Below are 16,709 nucleotides of genomic sequence, written 5' to 3'. Positions count from 1 at the left end.
ATATACGTATATTATATATTAAAAAATTCTTCTTTACAATACTGAACGTTTAGTATATTATATAATTATAAACTGAACGTTTAGTATTTATTAAAGGAGTGGAAATTATGGAAAACTTAAGTAATGATTTTGCAAAAAATAAACCTGCACTAAATAATTTATTAATTATGGTTATGGCTATAGCTTGTGGTCTTACTGTAGCAAATTTATATTATATACAGCCCTTGCTAGCGGATATAGCTAAAACATTTAATGTCAATGAAACTAGTGTAGGCTTTGCAGCAATGCTTACGCAAATAGGATATGCAGCTGGAATGATATTTATATTACCCCTTGGCTATATAAAAGAAAAAAGAAATTTAATAACTATAATGCTTTTATTTTCAATATTCTCTCTTACAAGTATGTTTTTTTCTCATAATATATTTATGGTTATAATCTCTTCTTTTGCAATTGGATTTACTTCAATTATTCCGCAGCTTATTATCCCTTTAGCTGCTCAGTTATCGGCTCCAAAAGAGCGAGGTAAAATAATAGGCACAGTAATGAGTGGTTTATTAATTGGTATATTAGTATCGCGTACATTTAGCGGTATTTTGGGTGGATACTTTGGATGGAGAATAGTATATATTATTGCAGCAGTCATTATGCTAATTCTTATGATAGCTTTAAGAAAATTAATACCAGTAAGTAAACCTGTTTCCAACATTAAATATACTGAGTTATTAAAATCAATGTTTCACTTAATAAAAAAGGAACCCGTCTTAAGAGAAGCTTCTATTAATGGAGCTATGATATTTGCAGCCTTCAGTGCATTTTGGACATCACTTACATTTTTACTTGGAAGTTCTCATTACAACATGGGACCCCAAGCAGTGGGTTTATTTGGATTAGTTGGCGTTAGTGGTGCTTTGGCAGCTCCTTTAGTTGGAAAAGCAGCTGATAAGAAAGGTCCTAGATTTGTTATAGGCATATGCTTAGTTGTTATAATAATTTCTTATATATTCTTCCTTATATTTGGATTTAAAGTATGGGGACTTATTTTAGGAGTTATATTGCTTGATTTAGGAGTTCAATCTGGAAATGTTTCTAATCAAACCAGAGTGCAGTCTTTAAATGAAGAAATGCGCAACAGACTTAATACTGTATATATGGTAAGCTTTTTTTTAGGCGGAGCATTTGGCTCTTTTCTAGGATCTTATAGCTACTCACACTTTGGATGGTACGGAGTTTGTATCTTTGGGATAGCAACTCAAATTATAGCAGTTATTGTGCATAAAACTGCAAAATAATTTTAACACATATAAAACAGCAGGCAGTTTTTCTTTTACAAAAAACTACCTGCTATAGATAAACCGTTTCAACTTCCAAAATCAACTTGCATCATAATGTCCAGGAAATGGCACTTTGATACAAATTAATTTTGAAGTTTCAAACGGTTTATATTTATTTATATGAAAACTATGGATTTTTACGCTTCCAATTTCTGAGCCTTAAGCTCCTCTTTAGAAGCAAGCTTTTTAAAACAAGATACAGCTACCATAATACCAAGCGCCCCAAGTAAAACAGCAAATATAAGTTGAAGTCCATCAGTTAAGAATACAAAGTTTCCAGCTGATAACTTTTTTACAATACCAAGAATTGCCTGAACCAATGCTGTAAAGGTGACCGCAAGCATAATGCACATTGGTGCCCAAAGCATAAAACCCTTACGTCCAGTAGTTTTAAGAAATACTGAAAGTGCTATTAAAACAAGTGCAGAAAGAAGCTGATTTGCTGATCCAAACAAAGGCCAAACATTGTTGTAACCTCCAAAGGAAAGTGCAAGTCCTATTGCTAGAGTAACAATAGTAGAGAAATAGTTATTAGTAACTAGCTTCATAAAAGGTGACAGCTTGCTTTTATCAGTATTCTCATCTATGAAAAATTCCTGAAAAGACATACGACCAATACGGGCAACCGAATCCAAGGTTGTTAGGGCAAGTGCAGAAACGAACATAGTCATTACACACACTGCAATGTGCTTTGGAATTCCTAAAATTCCAAGGAAACCAGCTACAGAAGAAGCAAAGAGTGAAAATGGTGTTCCCTTTGGCATTTTCCCACCTACTGCAAGCGAACCTACTGCAACAAGCGCTACAACAGCAAGTAAAGATTCTACTAGCATTGCTCCAAATCCAATGGTAAGCATATCCTTTTCATTTTGTACCTGTTTTGAAGAAGTTCCCGATGAAACCAAGCTATGAAAACCAGATACAGCTCCACAAGCAATAGTTACAAATAGCGTTGGAAAAAGCAGCTTTCCATTTACTACAAAGCCAGTAAATGCTGGAAGATTCATTGATGGTCTAGCCACAATAACTCCAAGTACCGCACCAATAATCATTCCTATAAGTAAAAAGGAACTTAAATAATCTCTTGGCTGCATTAAAAGCCACATAGGCGTTATAGATGCAAGAAAAATGTATGCAAATACAACTACAGTCCAAAAATTTTTACTAAAATACAGTGGAAAAGAAATGCCAACTGCTAACATTACTAATAAAAGAATAATACCCATAACAAACTCAAGTCCTTGACTTGGCTTTTTATAGCGAACAAATAATCCAAATAGCAAAGCAACTACGATGTATAGCATTGATATTGAAGCTGCAGCAGCATTAGGTGTGCTTTTTGCTCCAGTAGCTGTAAAACCATTAAAAGTGCTGGTAACTATATCTGCAAAAGCTGCAATAACTAATGCAGAAAATATCCAGGAAAATAATAAGAATAATTTCTTTCCGGTTCTTCCAATATACTGTTCTATGATGCATCCAATGGATTTTCCTTCATTCTTGACAGAAGCATAAAGTGCTCCAAAATCGTGAACTGCTCCAAAGAAAACCCCTCCAACAAGAATCCATAGAAGTGCTGGAAGCCATCCAAACATTGCTGCAATAATTGGTCCAGTTACAGGTCCCGCTCCTGCAATAGATGAAAATTGATGTGCAAAAACTACTGCTTTAGGTGTTGGAATATAATCTACTCCATCCTCTTTTACATAGGCAGGTGTCTTAGCTTTAATATCAATGCCCCATTTATTCGCCAGCCACCTACCGTAGATAATATAGGCTCCTCCAAGAACCACAATAGCGATTCCTATCATCAAAAGTCCGTTCATTTATAAGATCCCCCTTCTTATTAATGAATGTTTTGATATTAAATCAAATTCGCCCCAATCAATTTAATATCTTTTATACTCATTCATTTCTATTATTATAATATTCTTACCTCTTTTATGGATTATTGTCTACAACTTCATTCTATTATTAATAAGTCATTAATTTATGGCTATAATTTTTTCATATATATAAATTGTAACGTATACACTTGCTATAATAATATTATTTTTATTGGCATTGTTGGTTACAAAATACTATTTTTATCAATAATAACCCGCAACTTTAAATCAAATTAAAACTATATAAATAACTTTATATGTGATAATATTATAAAATAATAGCCATAATATTACATAAAATTTTAAGGAGTGAGATGCTTGCTAACAATATCAGAAGATTTAAAAGAACTTTATCCAGCCGCTAAATTGGGAATACTTATCATAAAGAATGTACGAAATTTACACAGCAATCCAAAATTCAACGAGATTAAAGCTTCAGTGCAAAATGAATTATTGAATAGATATCCAAACTTTAATAGAAAGGAGTTTATTAAAACTGAACCGGTCTGCTTTTACAGAAATTATTATAAAAAGTTTAAAAAGACCTACCCAGTTCAGCTTGAATTGGAATCCGTAGTTTTAAAAGGCAAGTCAATACCAAACGTATCTACATTGGTTGAAGCCATGTTCACAGCTGAATTAAAAAATTTACTCTTAACCGCTGGACATGATTTTGATAAAATAAATTTCCCGCTTAAGCTCAGCTTGGCAGATGGCTCTGAAAGTTTTACTGGCATCTCTCATAAGGAACAAACTCTTGCCAAAAACGATATGATGCTTTCAGATGGAACTTCTATTATATCAAGCATTTTAAACGGTCCTGATTACAGGACAAAAATTTCTACCGATACAAAGAATGCATTATTCTACACCTACATCCCATCCGGAATTAGTGACGACGCTATTCTAAGCCATCTAAAAGATATTAGTAACTATGTTTCTATATTTTCCCCTGATGCAAAAGTTGATTTGCTGAAAATATTTTAATCAGTTGACAATTGTCCATTGTCAACTGATTATACAGTATCTAAAATATTACATACCACTATTTATACCATCCATAAATCCACTTATAGCATCCTTTATGAAATCAGGGGCAGCTACAACAAAGCAAACCACAATTACTAATGCCCCTACAGTTTGCAACTTATTCACTGCCTTCATTTTACCTATTTTAATTAGTAAAAACCCAATTACTATTCCTAAAATAATAATGATATCCTTCATTCCCTTTCCCCCTTTACCGTAATATTCGAAATTTATCTAAAGACAATTATAACACATATGTAATACGCTTCCACAAAATTGCAGTTAAATTAAATTTCACAAAACTGAACATCAAAAGAGAGGATTAATAATTTATATTGTGCTAAACTTTTCTCAAGAAAGAGGTGGTAAAAGTGGAATGGTTAAAACATATAAGCCGGGCAATTGACTATATAGAAAACAATTTAGCAAATGATATTTCCTATGATGAAGCTGCAAAAATCGCCTGCTGCTCAACTTATTATTTTGAGCGCATGTTTTCTTACATTTCAGGTATATCTCTATCTGAATATATACGAAAAAGGCGCATGACAGCAGCAGCTTTTGATTTGCAAAAAAGTAATATGAGGGTAATGGATATAGCTTTAAAGTATGGTTACAAATCTCCCACGGCTTTTAATCGAGCATTTCAAAGTGTCCATGGTGTATCTCCAACTGCTGCCCGTACTGAAGGAACCTTGCTAAATGCCTATCCACCTATCCGCTTTTCAATTTCAGTTATAGGAGGTAATGATATGAGCTATAGAATTGAATCGAAAAAAGCAATGCGAATTGTTGGAGTTAGGACTTCACTTGAGGAGGATATGGAGGAAAATCAAAAAATTGTTCCAGTATTTTGGAATAAAACCCTTAATAGCAAGGTATTTAAGGACATCTGCGGTCTTATAAATAAAGAACCATATGGTATTTTAGGTATAACAGCTTACAAAGGGCCTAAAGATATTTATTATTATATAGCAGCTCCAACAAACAAACCTGTCCCTAAAGGTATGGTTGAATTTGAAATACCTGCTGCCACATGGGTGATATTTGAAAGTAATGGCCATTTTAAAGAGTCCGTTCAATCTATATTTAAGCGTTTCCTTACAGAATGGCTTCCTACTTCAGACTACGAGTATGCACAGCTTCCAGATGTAGAAGTTTACCCTACTGATGCAGCTGGAGCTAGTAGCGGGCATGCAGAAGTCTGGATTGCAATAAATAAAGAAAGAAGTGAAAAATAAATGGATTATGAAATTCAAGTTAAAGATGTTGAACCTATTAGAATTGCCTTCATGAAATACAAAGGAGTGGTCACAGATGCAAATAAAGTATTTCCAAGCGTGTTTAAATCCATTGGCGGCAAAGCGAACGGAGCTCCATTTTTCTGCTACTATGTAATGGATTCAAAATCAAAAATTGGTGAACTAGAACTGTGCGTTCCCACCTCCGAAACACCGACAGAAAATGGTATTGCCATAAAAGAAATGCCCCGGATAAAAGCTGTTTCGGCTACTCATGTTGGTCCTTATGAAACTATGAACTATGCATATGAGGCAATTAACCGCTATGCTAAAGAAAAGGATCTACACCTAGAGCCTCCTTTTCGTGAAGTATATATAAAAGGACCAGGAATGTTTTTTAAGGGAAATTCGAGCAAGTATATTACAGAAATACTATTTCCCATAAAAGAGGAGGAGTAAAAATGCTGGCAATTGAAGTTGATAAATTGTTTAAGCAATATAAAAATGGCGTAAGAGCCCTTGACAATTTAAGCTTAAAGGTAAACTGCGGAGAAATATTTTCTTTACTTGGTCCAAATGGTGCAGGCAAATCTACGCTTATCAATATTCTTACCACCTTTTACAAACCCACTTCAGGGAATGTAACCGTGCTTGGAAAGAATCTATGTAAGTCCATTTTCTGGATTCGTACACAAATTTCCTGTGCCGCACAGCGTGTTTCCATTGATGATCATCTATCACTTATGGAAAATATGCTGTTTCAAAGCAGGCTTTACAAGGTGGATAATGTTACAGCACGAAAAAGGATAAATTCACTAATTGACAGCTTTGGATTATCACAGTATTTAAAATACCCTGTTGCCTCTTATTCCGGAGGTATAAAACGTCGATTGGATATTGCAATGAATATGGTATCTATGCCTAGAATACTGTTTTTAGATGAGCCAACCGTTGGTATGGACATTGCCTCTAGGAATGCTATGTGGAAAATCATGCAAAAAATTCGAGATGAGTTTAAAACCACAATTTTTCTAACCACACATTATCTTGAGGAGGCAGACGCACTCAGCAATACAATTTGCATTATGAAAGAAGGGCATGAACTAGTTCAAGGAACTCCTGAAAGCTTAAAGAAATATACCAAACAAAATATTTTGCGTATTGGCTTTTCTGATAAAAAGAAAACTAGAGAATGTGCTGAAATGTTCTCCAAAGCAAATATCCTTCCATCTATAAATATCCGAGAATCCTCAATTTTCATCGATGCCTTGGAGAACCAAAAAACTTTTGAAACTGTTAACAGATGGCTTTTGGAAAAGAAGATTCCTTTTAAGGCAATTGAAATTATAGAACCAAGCCTTGAGGACGTGTTCTTAAAATTAACTAATTGAAGGAAGGTAAATTACATGGCTACACTAAATATTTTATGGCGCAGCATAAAGTGGCGCTTCCAAAATCCTATTTCAATTCTCCTTACCATTATACAACCTCTCATTTGGCTAATACTATATAGTGCAATAGCAGGGCAATCCATGCAGAGCATATCAAGAGGTAACTATACTTCCTTTATTTTACCTGGCATTATGGTACTCGTTACACTTGCGTGCTGCAGCAGTAGCGGTTATATTAATTTTATTATGAAATCCAAAGGAAGTTTTTACAGGATACTCATAGCCCCTATAAAACGAAGCTCTATTGTTCTAGGCCAAACGCTAGAAGCAGTTTGTATATCATTAATTGAGTCAGCTATTATGCTTGTTTTATCTATATTTTTATCCGTGCATATTTCAACTGGATTTGTGGGACTAATCATGATGCTGCCACTTATTTTTATCACAGCCTTTTTTATGTCTGGGCTATGCTTCGCCATTAGCTTAATTCTACCAAACGAAATAATTTATGAAACAATCATGAATCTAATTGTGCTGTCTTTATTTTTTGCCAGCACGGCATTATTTCCAATGAAAAATATCTCCGGTGGACTTAAATTTGCCATAATGATAAATCCCTTCACACACATTATAAACTCCCTTAGAGCTTTGATTTTGGGAACCTCAATTGATTGGCAAAACCTACTACTTGTAATGAGCCTATTTATATTACTTTGCTTTGGAAGCTTTGCATTAGCGCTTTGGAAACTAGAAAGCGAAACAGTGAAGTAACAATTTATAAATAAACTCCCTTGAACTTGAAAATTATAAATTTCAGGTTTATACTAATAAACTGGAATTTGAAGAAGAATAGAATGAATGTGGATTTGCCTTTCGCTTCTCTCAGGTAAATCTTAGAACTTAATAGTGTCAGCTCCGCCGAACACTATATTTTAAGCGTCTTGGGCGCAATAAGTTTTAGAATTTTCCAAGCATAGCAGAGAAAAATCATCCTTCACTCTACTCTCTGCTCTCTACTTTATACTCATTCTTTCAAATTTCAGTTTCTCAGAATGAATTTATATTATCAATTTCCATCTTTCAAGCACTACCCCTGTATTGAATCTACGTATTTTTTAGCAGTTAAAAGGTCACATCCTGTTGCTTCTCTATAAGCTTTAACGGCTTTAATTTTCTGTCCTTGCAGAAGGAGTTCCTTTACTTTTGCTTCTATTTCAGCACTATCTGCTTCTGGCTTTTTAAAGGCTTCCATAGATTTTCCTTCTTTAATAGCCGCAGCTAAAGCATCAACATAGTTTTTAGCATCCACTAAACTAGCGCCTGTTGAAATTCTGTATTCCTTAATAGCTTTAATCATTTGACCTTGCAAAATAAGCTTTTTAAGCCTTTCCTCCAAGGAATCTTGAGACTCACTGTTAATAGTTTTATTTAAATTGCTACTAGACTCATTTATACTGCCGCTTCTCGTCTTATTAATCCACATATATATGATTAAAGCAGCAACTATAAAAATCAGAAATATTAAAAGTATACTATTCATATAGTTCTTTCCTCCCTATATTCAGTCAACTATCTATTGTTAGCTGATATTACTATAAGTTATCTATAGATAAACCATTTCAAGTTTCAAGGTGATTTATCTTTATATACAGTATAAATTATCGTAACATAATTACGGAATTTTATAAGATATTTATCTCTGCCTAAAGCCTCCTTATCAACTATTCTTATTAAAGGCAAAGAAATGTTATTTTTTAGCTTAACCTCATCCCTAACTTCTTTAATTTTTTTAATAAAGCTGTAGTTTTAATATCTCCTCTTCACCATAGAGTCTATAATTAGAACCTTCTTCTCTTATGATATTTATAATTCCTAGGTCTTCATAGTAAAGAATAGTATGCTACAAATTATAAACCCATACTCAGCTTTGATGTCAACAGGAATATACAATTTGATTTCTTCCATTTTTCTTAGCTTCGTAAAGCCTATCATCGGCATTTTTTATGCATTCTTTTTTTTCATATGTGTGATTTTCATATAGCCCACCACTTATAGTAACCTTAATGCCATTTTCCCATGGGAAATCCTTAATATTTTTTCTAATCCTTTCAGCTATTTCTCTTGCCACCTCCTCTTTTGTATTTTTTAAAATAACTATAAATTCTTCTCCGCCATACCTACCAACATAATCCGAATTTCTCACACTTTCAACTAGTATGCTACTTACAGTACTTAAAACAACGTCTCCCTGAAGATGCCCATAGGTATCGTTAATAGCCTTAAAATAGTCAATGTCAAACATCAATACAGTGAATACTTCACCATCACTTACATACCTCTCCATAGAACTGTCTAGTATCTCTTCAATATAATTTCTATTATATAAATTCGTCAAATTATCTCTAATGGATTTTTCGTACATAATTTTATTTTCCAGCTTTATTTTTTCTGAGTTAATTATTTCATTTGAGTATTCTATCATAATAACGTGTGCCTGCAAAAATGCAAAAATAAACATACCCACTTGAAAACCGTATCTGCTGCTTATAGCTCCATTATTCAAGAGTATATCGTTGAGTGCTGTTCCCATAAGAAAGGTAAAGGCCAAAAGCAGCAGCTTGCTATCCTTTTCCTTTTCTCTTACCTTCCTTATCAAAAATATAAATAAATCAACTGCAATTACAAATAAATTTGCCTGACTTAAAAATCCTAATCTATCGTAAAACAAATTATTAGTTACAAGACATATAATTGAAAATATTGTTGATGAAACTACTGATGTAACAATTATTCTTTTAGGGAAATTATAAAATAGCTCCTTCAAAAACAAAACATATGCCGGTATTAAAAAATAATATGTAAGCGCTGCTGTCTTGCTAAGAAGCTCAAAAGGCATGTTTGGAAAAAAGTGAACTATTACTCTTTCGTTCAAAAATAAACACCTTAATTGTATAAGAAAACATATTGCACAAAAATATATGCACAGCTTCCCACTTTTTAAGCTTTTGCGGAGCATTGAAAATAGCATTTCCATAATAAATAATGCACCTACAATTATTAAATCTACACTTGTATTTAGTATTAATTTATTTGTAATTTTATCTTTAAGTCCAAATTCCATAGGATTTATTGAGGGAGTAAGGTCTGTATAATTAGAGGTTTGCATCACTATATCAATGACTCCATTTTCAGGTTTAAAATACATATAATCCGGAAGATATATTGCTTTTTCAGCTTCATAGCTTGTACCTACTTTGCCTACTTGCCCTTGTAAAACACCATTTACCCAAACCTTCGAGGCTGATAGTAATTCCTGTATTCTTAATCCATATATAGCATCATTATTAGCAAGTATTTTTAAATGCAGTGTCATATATCCCATGCTTTCTCCATTTAGCTGTGATTTTAAGTCTTTAGATATTGTTAAGTATTCGTGTGTTTTTTCATATTTTAATTCTTCTGGTTTAAGCAGTTTATGATTATACAACTCTAATTGGCCTTTAATCTTTACGTTTCCGTTTTGCTGAAAATTATAATTTTTTAAATTTAAAGTGCCCCTAACCGCATCAATGCTATTATCATTAAATACTGCATAAACTCCTATCATTAAAATTACAAGCATAATAGAAAGAACAGTTCTTTTCATTTGTGACACCTACTCAAAATATACTTAACATAATATTAAAATCATATTATATAATCATTAAATTATCAAGAGTATAATACCGCTAATATGGGTGTTTCAGTTTATTTATTTAGGTATATGTTGTTTACATATATATTATAGGCTTTTATTAAGAATTATGATAAATCACTTGAAGCTTAGAGGTGACTTTACAAAAAATAAAAATTGCGAAGTAACGGCATCTTGGAATATTAAATAAAATTAATAAATCCAAGTGTCAAGTTGTTAAAATCTTAAGACATTTCAATAACTCGCCGTTGGCTCAAACAAATTGAAATATCTAAAGCTTTTAAAAATTTAGCACTAAGATTTATAAAATTTTATTTAAACTATTCCTTCAATGCTGCTACTTCGCCAAACCGGGAATGTAAGGAACAATTTAAAAAAGTCCTAATAAATCTTAGCTCAAAAATTGTAAAATGCTTAGATATTTCTATTGCCTGAGCGTATGCGAGTTATTGAAATTTCTTAGTATTTTATGATTTTTGAGCCTTAGATTTATAGGACTTTTTTAATGTGACGAAGCATTATTACTTCGCATTTTTTATAAACGCAATTATTAAGGAAGCTTGTTGCCTGCTGCTCTGTATATTTCATACCATTCCTGTCTTGTAAGTTCAACCTGTGATGCTTTCGCAATGTCCTTAAGTCTATTTGCATTTGTTGTACCAACTATTGGCTGCATCTTAGCTGGATGTCTTAAAATCCATGAAATTGCTATAGTTGTGTTTGTAACACCTTTTTTTTCTGCTATTTCGTTTATTTTCTTATTCAACTCTGGAAATTTATCGTTATCTAGAAATACTCCTTCGAAAAATCCATATTGGAAAGGAGACCATGGCTGAATTGTTATGTCATTTAAACGGCAGTAATCCAAAATACTTCCATCATGATCAACTGAAGGAGCATTTGTCATGTTCACATTTATTCCAGCATCAACCATTCCAGTATGCATAACTCCAAATTGAAGCTGATTTATAATAAGCTTTTGGTTTAAATATTTACTTAGAAGTTCAATTTGCATTGGATTTTGATTGCTTACTCCAAAATATTTAACCTTTCCGCTAGTACTCAATACATCAAAAGCTTCTGCAACTTCCTCTGGTTCCATAAGTGCATCTGGCCTATGAAGCAGCAGTACATCTAAATATTCAGTTTTCAATCTCTTTAAGCTTCCATCCACAGCATTTAATATATGCTCCTTTGAAAAATCATAATACCCATTTCTAATACCGCATTTTGATTGTATTATAAACTTTTCTCTAATACTTGGTTTCATATCAACTGCCTCAGCAAAAATCTCTTCGCATTTTCCACCACCATATATATCTGCATGGTCAAAGAAGTTAATTCCCTCTTCAAGTGCAGTGTTAATAAGTTTATTCGCTTCTGATACGCTGAGTTCGTTAATTCTCATACATCCAAGTGAAATTTCAGACGCATTAGTTATTTTTCCATTACCAATATTAATCGATTTCATTTTTCACATCTCCTATACATTACCCATTAATTTATTGAACAAATACAATTATAATGGTTAGAGTTAACTGAAAGTCAAGCCTTTTTCTGAAATTATCATGCTATCTTTAAATATGTGGTTAAATAATAACATTTCAGAGCACTATTAAGTTCTAAGATTTACATAAGAGAAACGAAAGGTAAATCTACATTTACTGTGCTCTGTACTCTGTTAGTTGTACTCCGAGTCAAACCATAACTTAACAGTATAAATTTAATATTGGTAATTTAAATCTTTCAAGCTGTCTATCCATATTAAAGCTTTTTACTTGTAATTTCATTTATTATCTGCCTCGCAAGGCTATATTTCTTAGGAAGCCCCTTAGGAAAATTATCCTTAGTAAACCACCCTGCCTCCATTATTTCAACTCCATCAACCTTTATTTCTCCAGAATCATATTCTGCAAAAAAACCAAGCATAAGTGAATTAGGGAATGGCCAGGAGGAGCTTTTGTAGTATCGAATATTCTTTACCTTTATTCCAACTTCCTCAAACACTTCTCTTTTAACAGCACTTTCCAAGGTTTCCCCTGCTTCCACAAAACCTGCAATTATGCTGTACATGTTATTTTTAAAGTTTTTGTTATGAGCAAGCAGCAATTTGTCTCCCTTTGTAATTCCAACTATTATAGCAGGACAAATTACAGGATACATTATATTTCCACAGCTTGGGCACACCTTTGCAAGCTCATCTTCTTTATCTTCTGTTCTAGCACCGCACCTTCCACAAAATCTGTGTTTTTCGTCCCAATTTAATATCTCTTCTGCTCTCCCTGCTGCAGCAAATACCTCCTCATTCATAAAAGCCCCTACATCATGTAATGAAATCATTCCAAATTCCTTTGGCAAAGCAGCTTCCTTTGTAGCTTCCAATGCAAAGCATGACTTTTCTTCAAGCTCTCCTAAAAAGAATTCACCTTCATACTCAATATTTAATCTTTTAATGTCATCAAAGCTTGGTATATGTAAATCCTCACCTACCTTTTTAGCTAATATCCCTCCTTTATAAAATACAAAGCATAAATCACCACTTCCACTTTTTCTAAATACACCTGGCAATATTTTAAACTTACTCATATTAAAAACTCCTCATCACATTTCTAAATATTATTATAATATTTTATCACATTTTTAACTATTTTTTCGATTACCTCTACCTAGGTCTGTTATAATGATAATCAAGAAAAGTACACTTAGAAAGGATATATTCTATGAATGAAAGAAAACTAAGGATTTTTTATGAAGTTAGCAAGGAATTAAATATGACTAAAGCAGCAGAAAAATTGTATATAAGTCAGCCTTCCATAAGCCAGTCAATAAACGATTTAGAAAAGGACTTAGGTGTAAAGCTCTTTGATAGAATTGGAAAAAGGCTGTATTTAACCTATGAAGGTGATACTTTTTTAAATTATACTAGAAGAATCTTAAACCTCTATGATGAGGGAGTTAAGGTTATTAAAGAAATAAATTCTTTAAAGCGTGGAAAATTAAAAATCGGTGCAAGTACCACTATCGGAATATACATATTGCCAGATATCATAGGCAGTTTTTCTAAAATATACACTAATATAGATATATCTCTAATCATAGAAAACACCAAAAATATTGTAAGACTTATAGAGAAAAACAAAATAGATATAGCTCTCGTAGAAGGCCCTGCTCACTCTGACGAAATAGATGTTGAGAAATTTTGCGATGACGAATTAGTTTTTATAACATCAAAAGATCATCCTTGGACTAAGGCTAAGAAAATACCTCAAGAGGATATAGAGAAAGAAAAAATTATATTAAGAGAAAAAGGCAGCGGCACCAGAGAAGTTTTTACGACCGCACTAGCTCAAAGATCCATAAACTATAATATCTTTATGGAGCTTGGACATACTGAAGCTATAAAAAAGGCTGTAGAAGCAGGCCTTGGCATTTCCTGCATATCTAGAAGATGTGTAAAGGATGAGGTAAGCTATGGCAAACTGGCAATATGTTCTGTAGATAATCTAAAAATAAAACGAAGCCTATATGTAATTCACCATAAGGACAAATATATAACCAATATAATTAAAACTTTCTTGGAGTTTTCTAAGAAAAATGTTGAGCGCTTATAGCCTTTTACTTATGGATATCATAAAATAATAATATTTCACTTTTTAAAGCTCCACCCTTAAAATAAACTGTGAAAGATATTTTAAGGAGATGGCACTAAAATGAAAAACATAAAAAACTTGCTTCCAGGAACTGCTGCTGCCTTTATAATTGCACTAGTAGCCAATGAACTTGGAAAGCTAGCTCCAATAGTTGGAGCCCCTGTATTTGGTATACTAATAGGTTTATTAATAAATAACTCGATTGGAAAACCAAAATATTTGGATTTGGGAGTGAATTTTACCTCAAAGAAAATACTTCAATGGGCAATAATAGTCTTGGGAGCAGGGCTCAATTTTAATCAGGTAAAAACTACAGGAATAGAATCTCTAGCTGTGACCTTTTTCACAATTTCAGCTGCTTTTCTATCCGCTTTCTTAATAGGCAAAATTCTCAAGGTTAAGGATGATTTGAAGACGCTTATTGGTGTAGGAACAGCTATCTGCGGTGGTTCTGCCATAGCCGCTATATCACCTATTATTGAAGCTGATGATATGGACATAGCTTATTCTATATCCACTATATTTTTGTTTAACATCATAGCAGTACTTATTTTCCCGCCTCTTGGACATCTTATAGGTTTTTCTGATAAAGCCTTTGGTCTTTGGGCTGGTACCGCTGTTAATGATACCTCCTCTGTTGTAGCAGCTGGCTATGCTTTTAGCAGTAGAGCTGGCGAATACGCAACTATTGTTAAACTTACAAGGGCAACTATGATTATACCTATATCTCTAATTTTTACAGCTATAATGGCATATAAAAAGAAAAAGGCAGCAAAAGAAAACAAAGAAATTAACTATAAATTCTCTAAAGTATTTCCTTGGTTTATATTATGGTTCTTAGTTGCTTCTATTTTAAACACTTTAGGTTTATTTAAAGGCAGTAGCATAGGCTATATAAATGCTGTAGGAAAATTTATGATTGTAATGGCCCTTTCTGCCATAGGCCTTAGTTCTGACTTTAGAAGGATGATAAAGTCTGGTGTAAAACCAATATTATTAGGGCTAATCGTCTGGTTTAATGTTGCTGTTGTAAGTATACTAGTTCAATTTGCTTTAGGACAGATATAAAACAATCAAAAATTCTGATGATATGGGGATGAGTTGTATGGACAAATTGCAAAAGTATAAAAAAATTAGGTATAGACTTGAATGTGCGGCAAGTATAATTTCCTATATAATAGGGATGTCAATAAGTTCGGCTTTAGGAATTCACAGCCAAAAATTTATTTCATTAGATTCTGCAATAACTCTTGGTATTATATTAGCTATTTGTATTATATTAAACAGCATCGCTGTAAAAATTGCAGATGATTGGTACGCTAAAAATATGAATAAATAAACTTTCTAAAATATAAGGCTGTGCTTTATATATACGTATAAAGATCAATACGTATTTAAAGCACAGCCTTATTTGTAATAACTTAAAAAGTAGGCTTACTATCTAGATTGTCGCCTTCATCTCCGTTAGGATTGCTTCTTAGGTATTCCCTGCCATTTTTTGCTTTTCCAACATTTACGCCTTCTATTAAATCATCCTTTGCCATATTTATTGCCTCATTTATAGAGCATACGCTTCCATTATCTAGCATTACATCTGTTATATCCCCTTGAGAATTTTTCTTTACTTTTATAACCTTAGATTTATCACTCATACTAACACCTCTTATATATTCTTTCATAACTTATTTTTAATATTGTTTGCAATAGTGTTAGTTAATATTCTTTTTGAAAATACTATATGCTTTAAGAGGTATTACTGAACCATCTCAAGCATTTTTTCTTTAAATATCATGTTAAATAGAGCAATAGCACGTCCAACTCCAACAACCGCAATCAAAGTTCCAAGACCAATTCCAACAACATGCCTAGCAGCTAAAAGTCCAATTATTAATGTAATTAAAACACTGGTCACATCTACAATGTTCTTTCCAAGTCCGAGTCCTATATTAAACCTATCTGCCACAGCCTGCACAAGTCCATCTGCAGCGTTTGGCACTATTTTCATTTGAACTGTCATAGCTGCCCCAATTCCTGTAAGTGCAATTGCTAGAATAAGTAAAAGCAGGTTAACCGCTAAATTATTGCTATTTATAGTTATCATGTCATTAAATACGTTAATTATTTCACTAAATACAATGCTCATAGGAATCTGTAAAAGATCAAATATACGAAATTTCTTTCCTAAAAGCAGCATCTGACCAGCTACACACAGTATATAAATACACCCAGTTGCCATTCCTAAATTTATATTCCAGATTTTTGAGATGCTATATGGAATCGAAATTATTGGCGATACACCTAGACCTGTCTTAGTATTTAAAATAATTCCTAATGCAAGTATCACAAGTCCGATACAATAAACTAAGCCCCTATAAAAATTTTTCATGTATTTTTCCCTCACTTTTTATAAAAATAAAAAAAGAAGACCTTTGCAGGCTTCCCTTATTATTATATCACTTCTATAAAATAAAAAGTAATCAAAAA

18 protein-coding genes are annotated in these 16,709 nt (G+C 32.8%); 9 read left to right on the top strand and 9 right to left on the bottom strand.

Going from position 1 to position 16,709, the window contains the following annotated elements; all coding sequences use genetic code 11:
* The first annotated feature begins 107 nt into the window (after window positions 1–107).
* Entirely contained in the window at window positions 108–1,292 is a 1,185-nt protein-coding gene (locus ACJDT4_RS11270; RefSeq protein ID WP_406787667.1) for an MFS transporter, read from the top strand.
* A gap of 179 nt (window positions 1,293–1,471) precedes the next feature.
* Here the strand turns inward: ACJDT4_RS11270 and ACJDT4_RS11265 are convergent, their stop codons facing one another.
* Window positions 1,472–3,160 carry a carbon starvation CstA family protein gene (locus ACJDT4_RS11265; protein WP_406787666.1) on the bottom strand — a complete coding sequence of 563 codons (1,689 nt, stop codon included), beginning with the start codon at window positions 3,158–3,160 and terminating at the stop codon, window positions 1,472–1,474.
* 378 nt (window positions 3,161–3,538) lie between these two features.
* On the opposite strand from ACJDT4_RS11265, the gene ACJDT4_RS11260 reads away from it, so the two are divergent.
* Complete coding sequence (locus tag ACJDT4_RS11260; RefSeq protein ID WP_406787665.1) at window positions 3,539–4,207, top strand: phenylalanine--tRNA ligase beta subunit-related protein; 669 nt, start codon at window positions 3,539–3,541, stop codon at window positions 4,205–4,207.
* A 48-nt stretch (window positions 4,208–4,255) separates the two neighbouring features.
* On the opposite strand, the gene ACJDT4_RS11255 is transcribed toward ACJDT4_RS11260, so the two are convergent.
* Window positions 4,256–4,447 (bottom strand): hypothetical protein, encoded by a 192-nt coding sequence (locus ACJDT4_RS11255; RefSeq protein ID WP_406787664.1) that lies wholly within the window; start codon window positions 4,445–4,447, stop codon window positions 4,256–4,258.
* 173 nt (window positions 4,448–4,620) lie between these two features.
* Here ACJDT4_RS11255 and ACJDT4_RS11250 point away from each other — a divergent pair, with 173 nt between their 5' ends.
* Genes ACJDT4_RS11250 through ACJDT4_RS11235 form a run of 4 tightly spaced genes read left to right on the top strand, consistent with a single transcriptional unit; the run spans window position 4,621 to window position 7,652 of the window.
* Complete coding sequence (locus ACJDT4_RS11250; RefSeq protein ID WP_406787663.1) at window positions 4,621–5,490, top strand: AraC family transcriptional regulator; 870 nt, start codon at window positions 4,621–4,623, stop codon at window positions 5,488–5,490.
* Window positions 5,491–5,949: a GyrI-like domain-containing protein gene (locus ACJDT4_RS11245; RefSeq protein WP_406787662.1), complete on the top strand. Its 459-nt coding sequence runs from the start codon at window positions 5,491–5,493 to the stop codon at window positions 5,947–5,949.
* Between the two features lie 2 nt (window positions 5,950–5,951).
* Entirely contained in the window at window positions 5,952–6,881 is a 930-nt protein-coding gene (locus tag ACJDT4_RS11240) for an ABC transporter ATP-binding protein (protein ID WP_406787661.1), read from the top strand.
* A 15-nt stretch (window positions 6,882–6,896) separates the two neighbouring features.
* Entirely contained in the window at window positions 6,897–7,652 is a 756-nt protein-coding gene (locus ACJDT4_RS11235; protein WP_406787660.1) for an ABC transporter permease, read from the top strand.
* A 316-nt stretch (window positions 7,653–7,968) separates the two neighbouring features.
* Here the strand turns inward: ACJDT4_RS11235 and ACJDT4_RS11230 are convergent, their stop codons facing one another.
* From ACJDT4_RS11230 to nudC, 5 genes are all read right to left on the bottom strand, one after another.
* Window positions 7,969–8,421 carry a hypothetical protein gene (locus ACJDT4_RS11230; RefSeq protein WP_406787659.1) on the bottom strand — a complete coding sequence of 151 codons (453 nt, stop codon included), beginning with the start codon at window positions 8,419–8,421 and terminating at the stop codon, window positions 7,969–7,971.
* 249 nt (window positions 8,422–8,670) lie between these two features.
* The gene (locus ACJDT4_RS11225; protein WP_406787722.1) at window positions 8,671–8,775 is read right to left on the bottom strand and encodes a MerR family transcriptional regulator; all 105 of its coding nucleotides are present in this window, start codon (window positions 8,773–8,775) and stop codon (window positions 8,671–8,673) included.
* Window positions 8,776–8,814: 39 nt separating this feature from the next.
* Complete coding sequence (locus ACJDT4_RS11220) at window positions 8,815–10,527, bottom strand: sensor domain-containing diguanylate cyclase (protein WP_406787658.1); 1,713 nt, start codon at window positions 10,525–10,527, stop codon at window positions 8,815–8,817.
* Between the two features lie 598 nt (window positions 10,528–11,125).
* Window positions 11,126–12,046 carry an aldo/keto reductase gene (locus ACJDT4_RS11215; protein ID WP_406787657.1) on the bottom strand — a complete coding sequence of 307 codons (921 nt, stop codon included), beginning with the start codon at window positions 12,044–12,046 and terminating at the stop codon, window positions 11,126–11,128.
* Between the two features lie 293 nt (window positions 12,047–12,339).
* Complete coding sequence (nudC, locus tag ACJDT4_RS11210) at window positions 12,340–13,161, bottom strand: NAD(+) diphosphatase (protein WP_406787656.1); 822 nt, start codon at window positions 13,159–13,161, stop codon at window positions 12,340–12,342.
* 134 nt (window positions 13,162–13,295) lie between these two features.
* Between nudC and ACJDT4_RS11205 the strand changes: the two genes are divergently transcribed.
* The 3 genes from ACJDT4_RS11205 (at window position 13,296) to ACJDT4_RS11195 (ending at window position 15,564) form a co-directional block, all read left to right on the top strand.
* Window positions 13,296–14,186 carry a selenium metabolism-associated LysR family transcriptional regulator gene (locus ACJDT4_RS11205; protein WP_406787655.1) on the top strand — a complete coding sequence of 297 codons (891 nt, stop codon included), beginning with the start codon at window positions 13,296–13,298 and terminating at the stop codon, window positions 14,184–14,186.
* Window positions 14,187–14,285: 99 nt separating this feature from the next.
* Window positions 14,286–15,293, top strand: coding sequence for a YeiH family protein (locus ACJDT4_RS11200; protein WP_406787654.1), 1,008 nt, complete (start codon window positions 14,286–14,288; stop codon window positions 15,291–15,293).
* A gap of 37 nt (window positions 15,294–15,330) precedes the next feature.
* Window positions 15,331–15,564: a hypothetical protein gene (locus ACJDT4_RS11195; protein WP_406787653.1), complete on the top strand. Its 234-nt coding sequence runs from the start codon at window positions 15,331–15,333 to the stop codon at window positions 15,562–15,564.
* 82 nt (window positions 15,565–15,646) lie between these two features.
* On the opposite strand, the gene ACJDT4_RS11190 is transcribed toward ACJDT4_RS11195, so the two are convergent.
* Together ACJDT4_RS11190 and ACJDT4_RS11185 are read right to left on the bottom strand one after the other, a co-directional pair.
* The gene (locus ACJDT4_RS11190) at window positions 15,647–15,877 is read right to left on the bottom strand and encodes a DUF3892 domain-containing protein (protein WP_406787652.1); all 231 of its coding nucleotides are present in this window, start codon (window positions 15,875–15,877) and stop codon (window positions 15,647–15,649) included.
* 101 nt (window positions 15,878–15,978) lie between these two features.
* Window positions 15,979–16,611, bottom strand: a complete 633-nt coding sequence (locus ACJDT4_RS11185) for a YczE/YyaS/YitT family protein (protein ID WP_406787651.1) — start codon at window positions 16,609–16,611, stop codon at window positions 15,979–15,981.
* Window positions 16,612–16,709: the final 98 nt, after the last annotated feature.

The sequence above is a fragment of the Clostridium neuense genome (genome assembly GCF_045310695.1).
Lineage (GTDB): Bacteria > Bacillota > Clostridia > Clostridiales > Clostridiaceae > Clostridium_S > Clostridium_S neuense.
The sequence above is the reverse complement of the archived record's forward strand: the minus strand, read 5'-3'. Positions and strand labels throughout refer to the sequence as shown.

Coding starts and splice junctions, on each gene's coding strand:
- ACJDT4_RS11265 (WP_406787666.1), bottom strand. CDS start 3,160: ATGAACGGACTTTTGATGATAGGAATCGCTATTGTGGTTCTTGGAGGA.
- ACJDT4_RS11200 (WP_406787654.1), top strand. CDS start 14,286: ATGAAAAACATAAAAAACTTGCTTCCAGGAACTGCTGCTGCCTTTATA.
- ACJDT4_RS11220 (WP_406787658.1), bottom strand. CDS start 10,527: ATGAAAAGAACTGTTCTTTCTATTATGCTTGTAATTTTAATGATAGGA.
- ACJDT4_RS11245 (WP_406787662.1), top strand. CDS start 5,491: ATGGATTATGAAATTCAAGTTAAAGATGTTGAACCTATTAGAATTGCC.
- nudC (WP_406787656.1), bottom strand. CDS start 13,161: ATGAGTAAGTTTAAAATATTGCCAGGTGTATTTAGAAAAAGTGGAAGT.
- ACJDT4_RS11235 (WP_406787660.1), top strand. CDS start 6,897: ATGGCTACACTAAATATTTTATGGCGCAGCATAAAGTGGCGCTTCCAA.
- ACJDT4_RS11255 (WP_406787664.1), bottom strand. CDS start 4,447: ATGAAGGATATCATTATTATTTTAGGAATAGTAATTGGGTTTTTACTA.
- ACJDT4_RS11205 (WP_406787655.1), top strand. CDS start 13,296: ATGAATGAAAGAAAACTAAGGATTTTTTATGAAGTTAGCAAGGAATTA.
- ACJDT4_RS11215 (WP_406787657.1), bottom strand. CDS start 12,046: ATGAAATCGATTAATATTGGTAATGGAAAAATAACTAATGCGTCTGAA.
- ACJDT4_RS11230 (WP_406787659.1), bottom strand. CDS start 8,421: ATGAATAGTATACTTTTAATATTTCTGATTTTTATAGTTGCTGCTTTA.
- ACJDT4_RS11270 (WP_406787667.1), top strand. CDS start 108: ATGGAAAACTTAAGTAATGATTTTGCAAAAAATAAACCTGCACTAAAT.
- ACJDT4_RS11195 (WP_406787653.1), top strand. CDS start 15,331: ATGGACAAATTGCAAAAGTATAAAAAAATTAGGTATAGACTTGAATGT.
- ACJDT4_RS11240 (WP_406787661.1), top strand. CDS start 5,952: ATGCTGGCAATTGAAGTTGATAAATTGTTTAAGCAATATAAAAATGGC.
- ACJDT4_RS11190 (WP_406787652.1), bottom strand. CDS start 15,877: ATGAGTGATAAATCTAAGGTTATAAAAGTAAAGAAAAATTCTCAAGGG.
- ACJDT4_RS11185 (WP_406787651.1), bottom strand. CDS start 16,611: ATGAAAAATTTTTATAGGGGCTTAGTTTATTGTATCGGACTTGTGATA.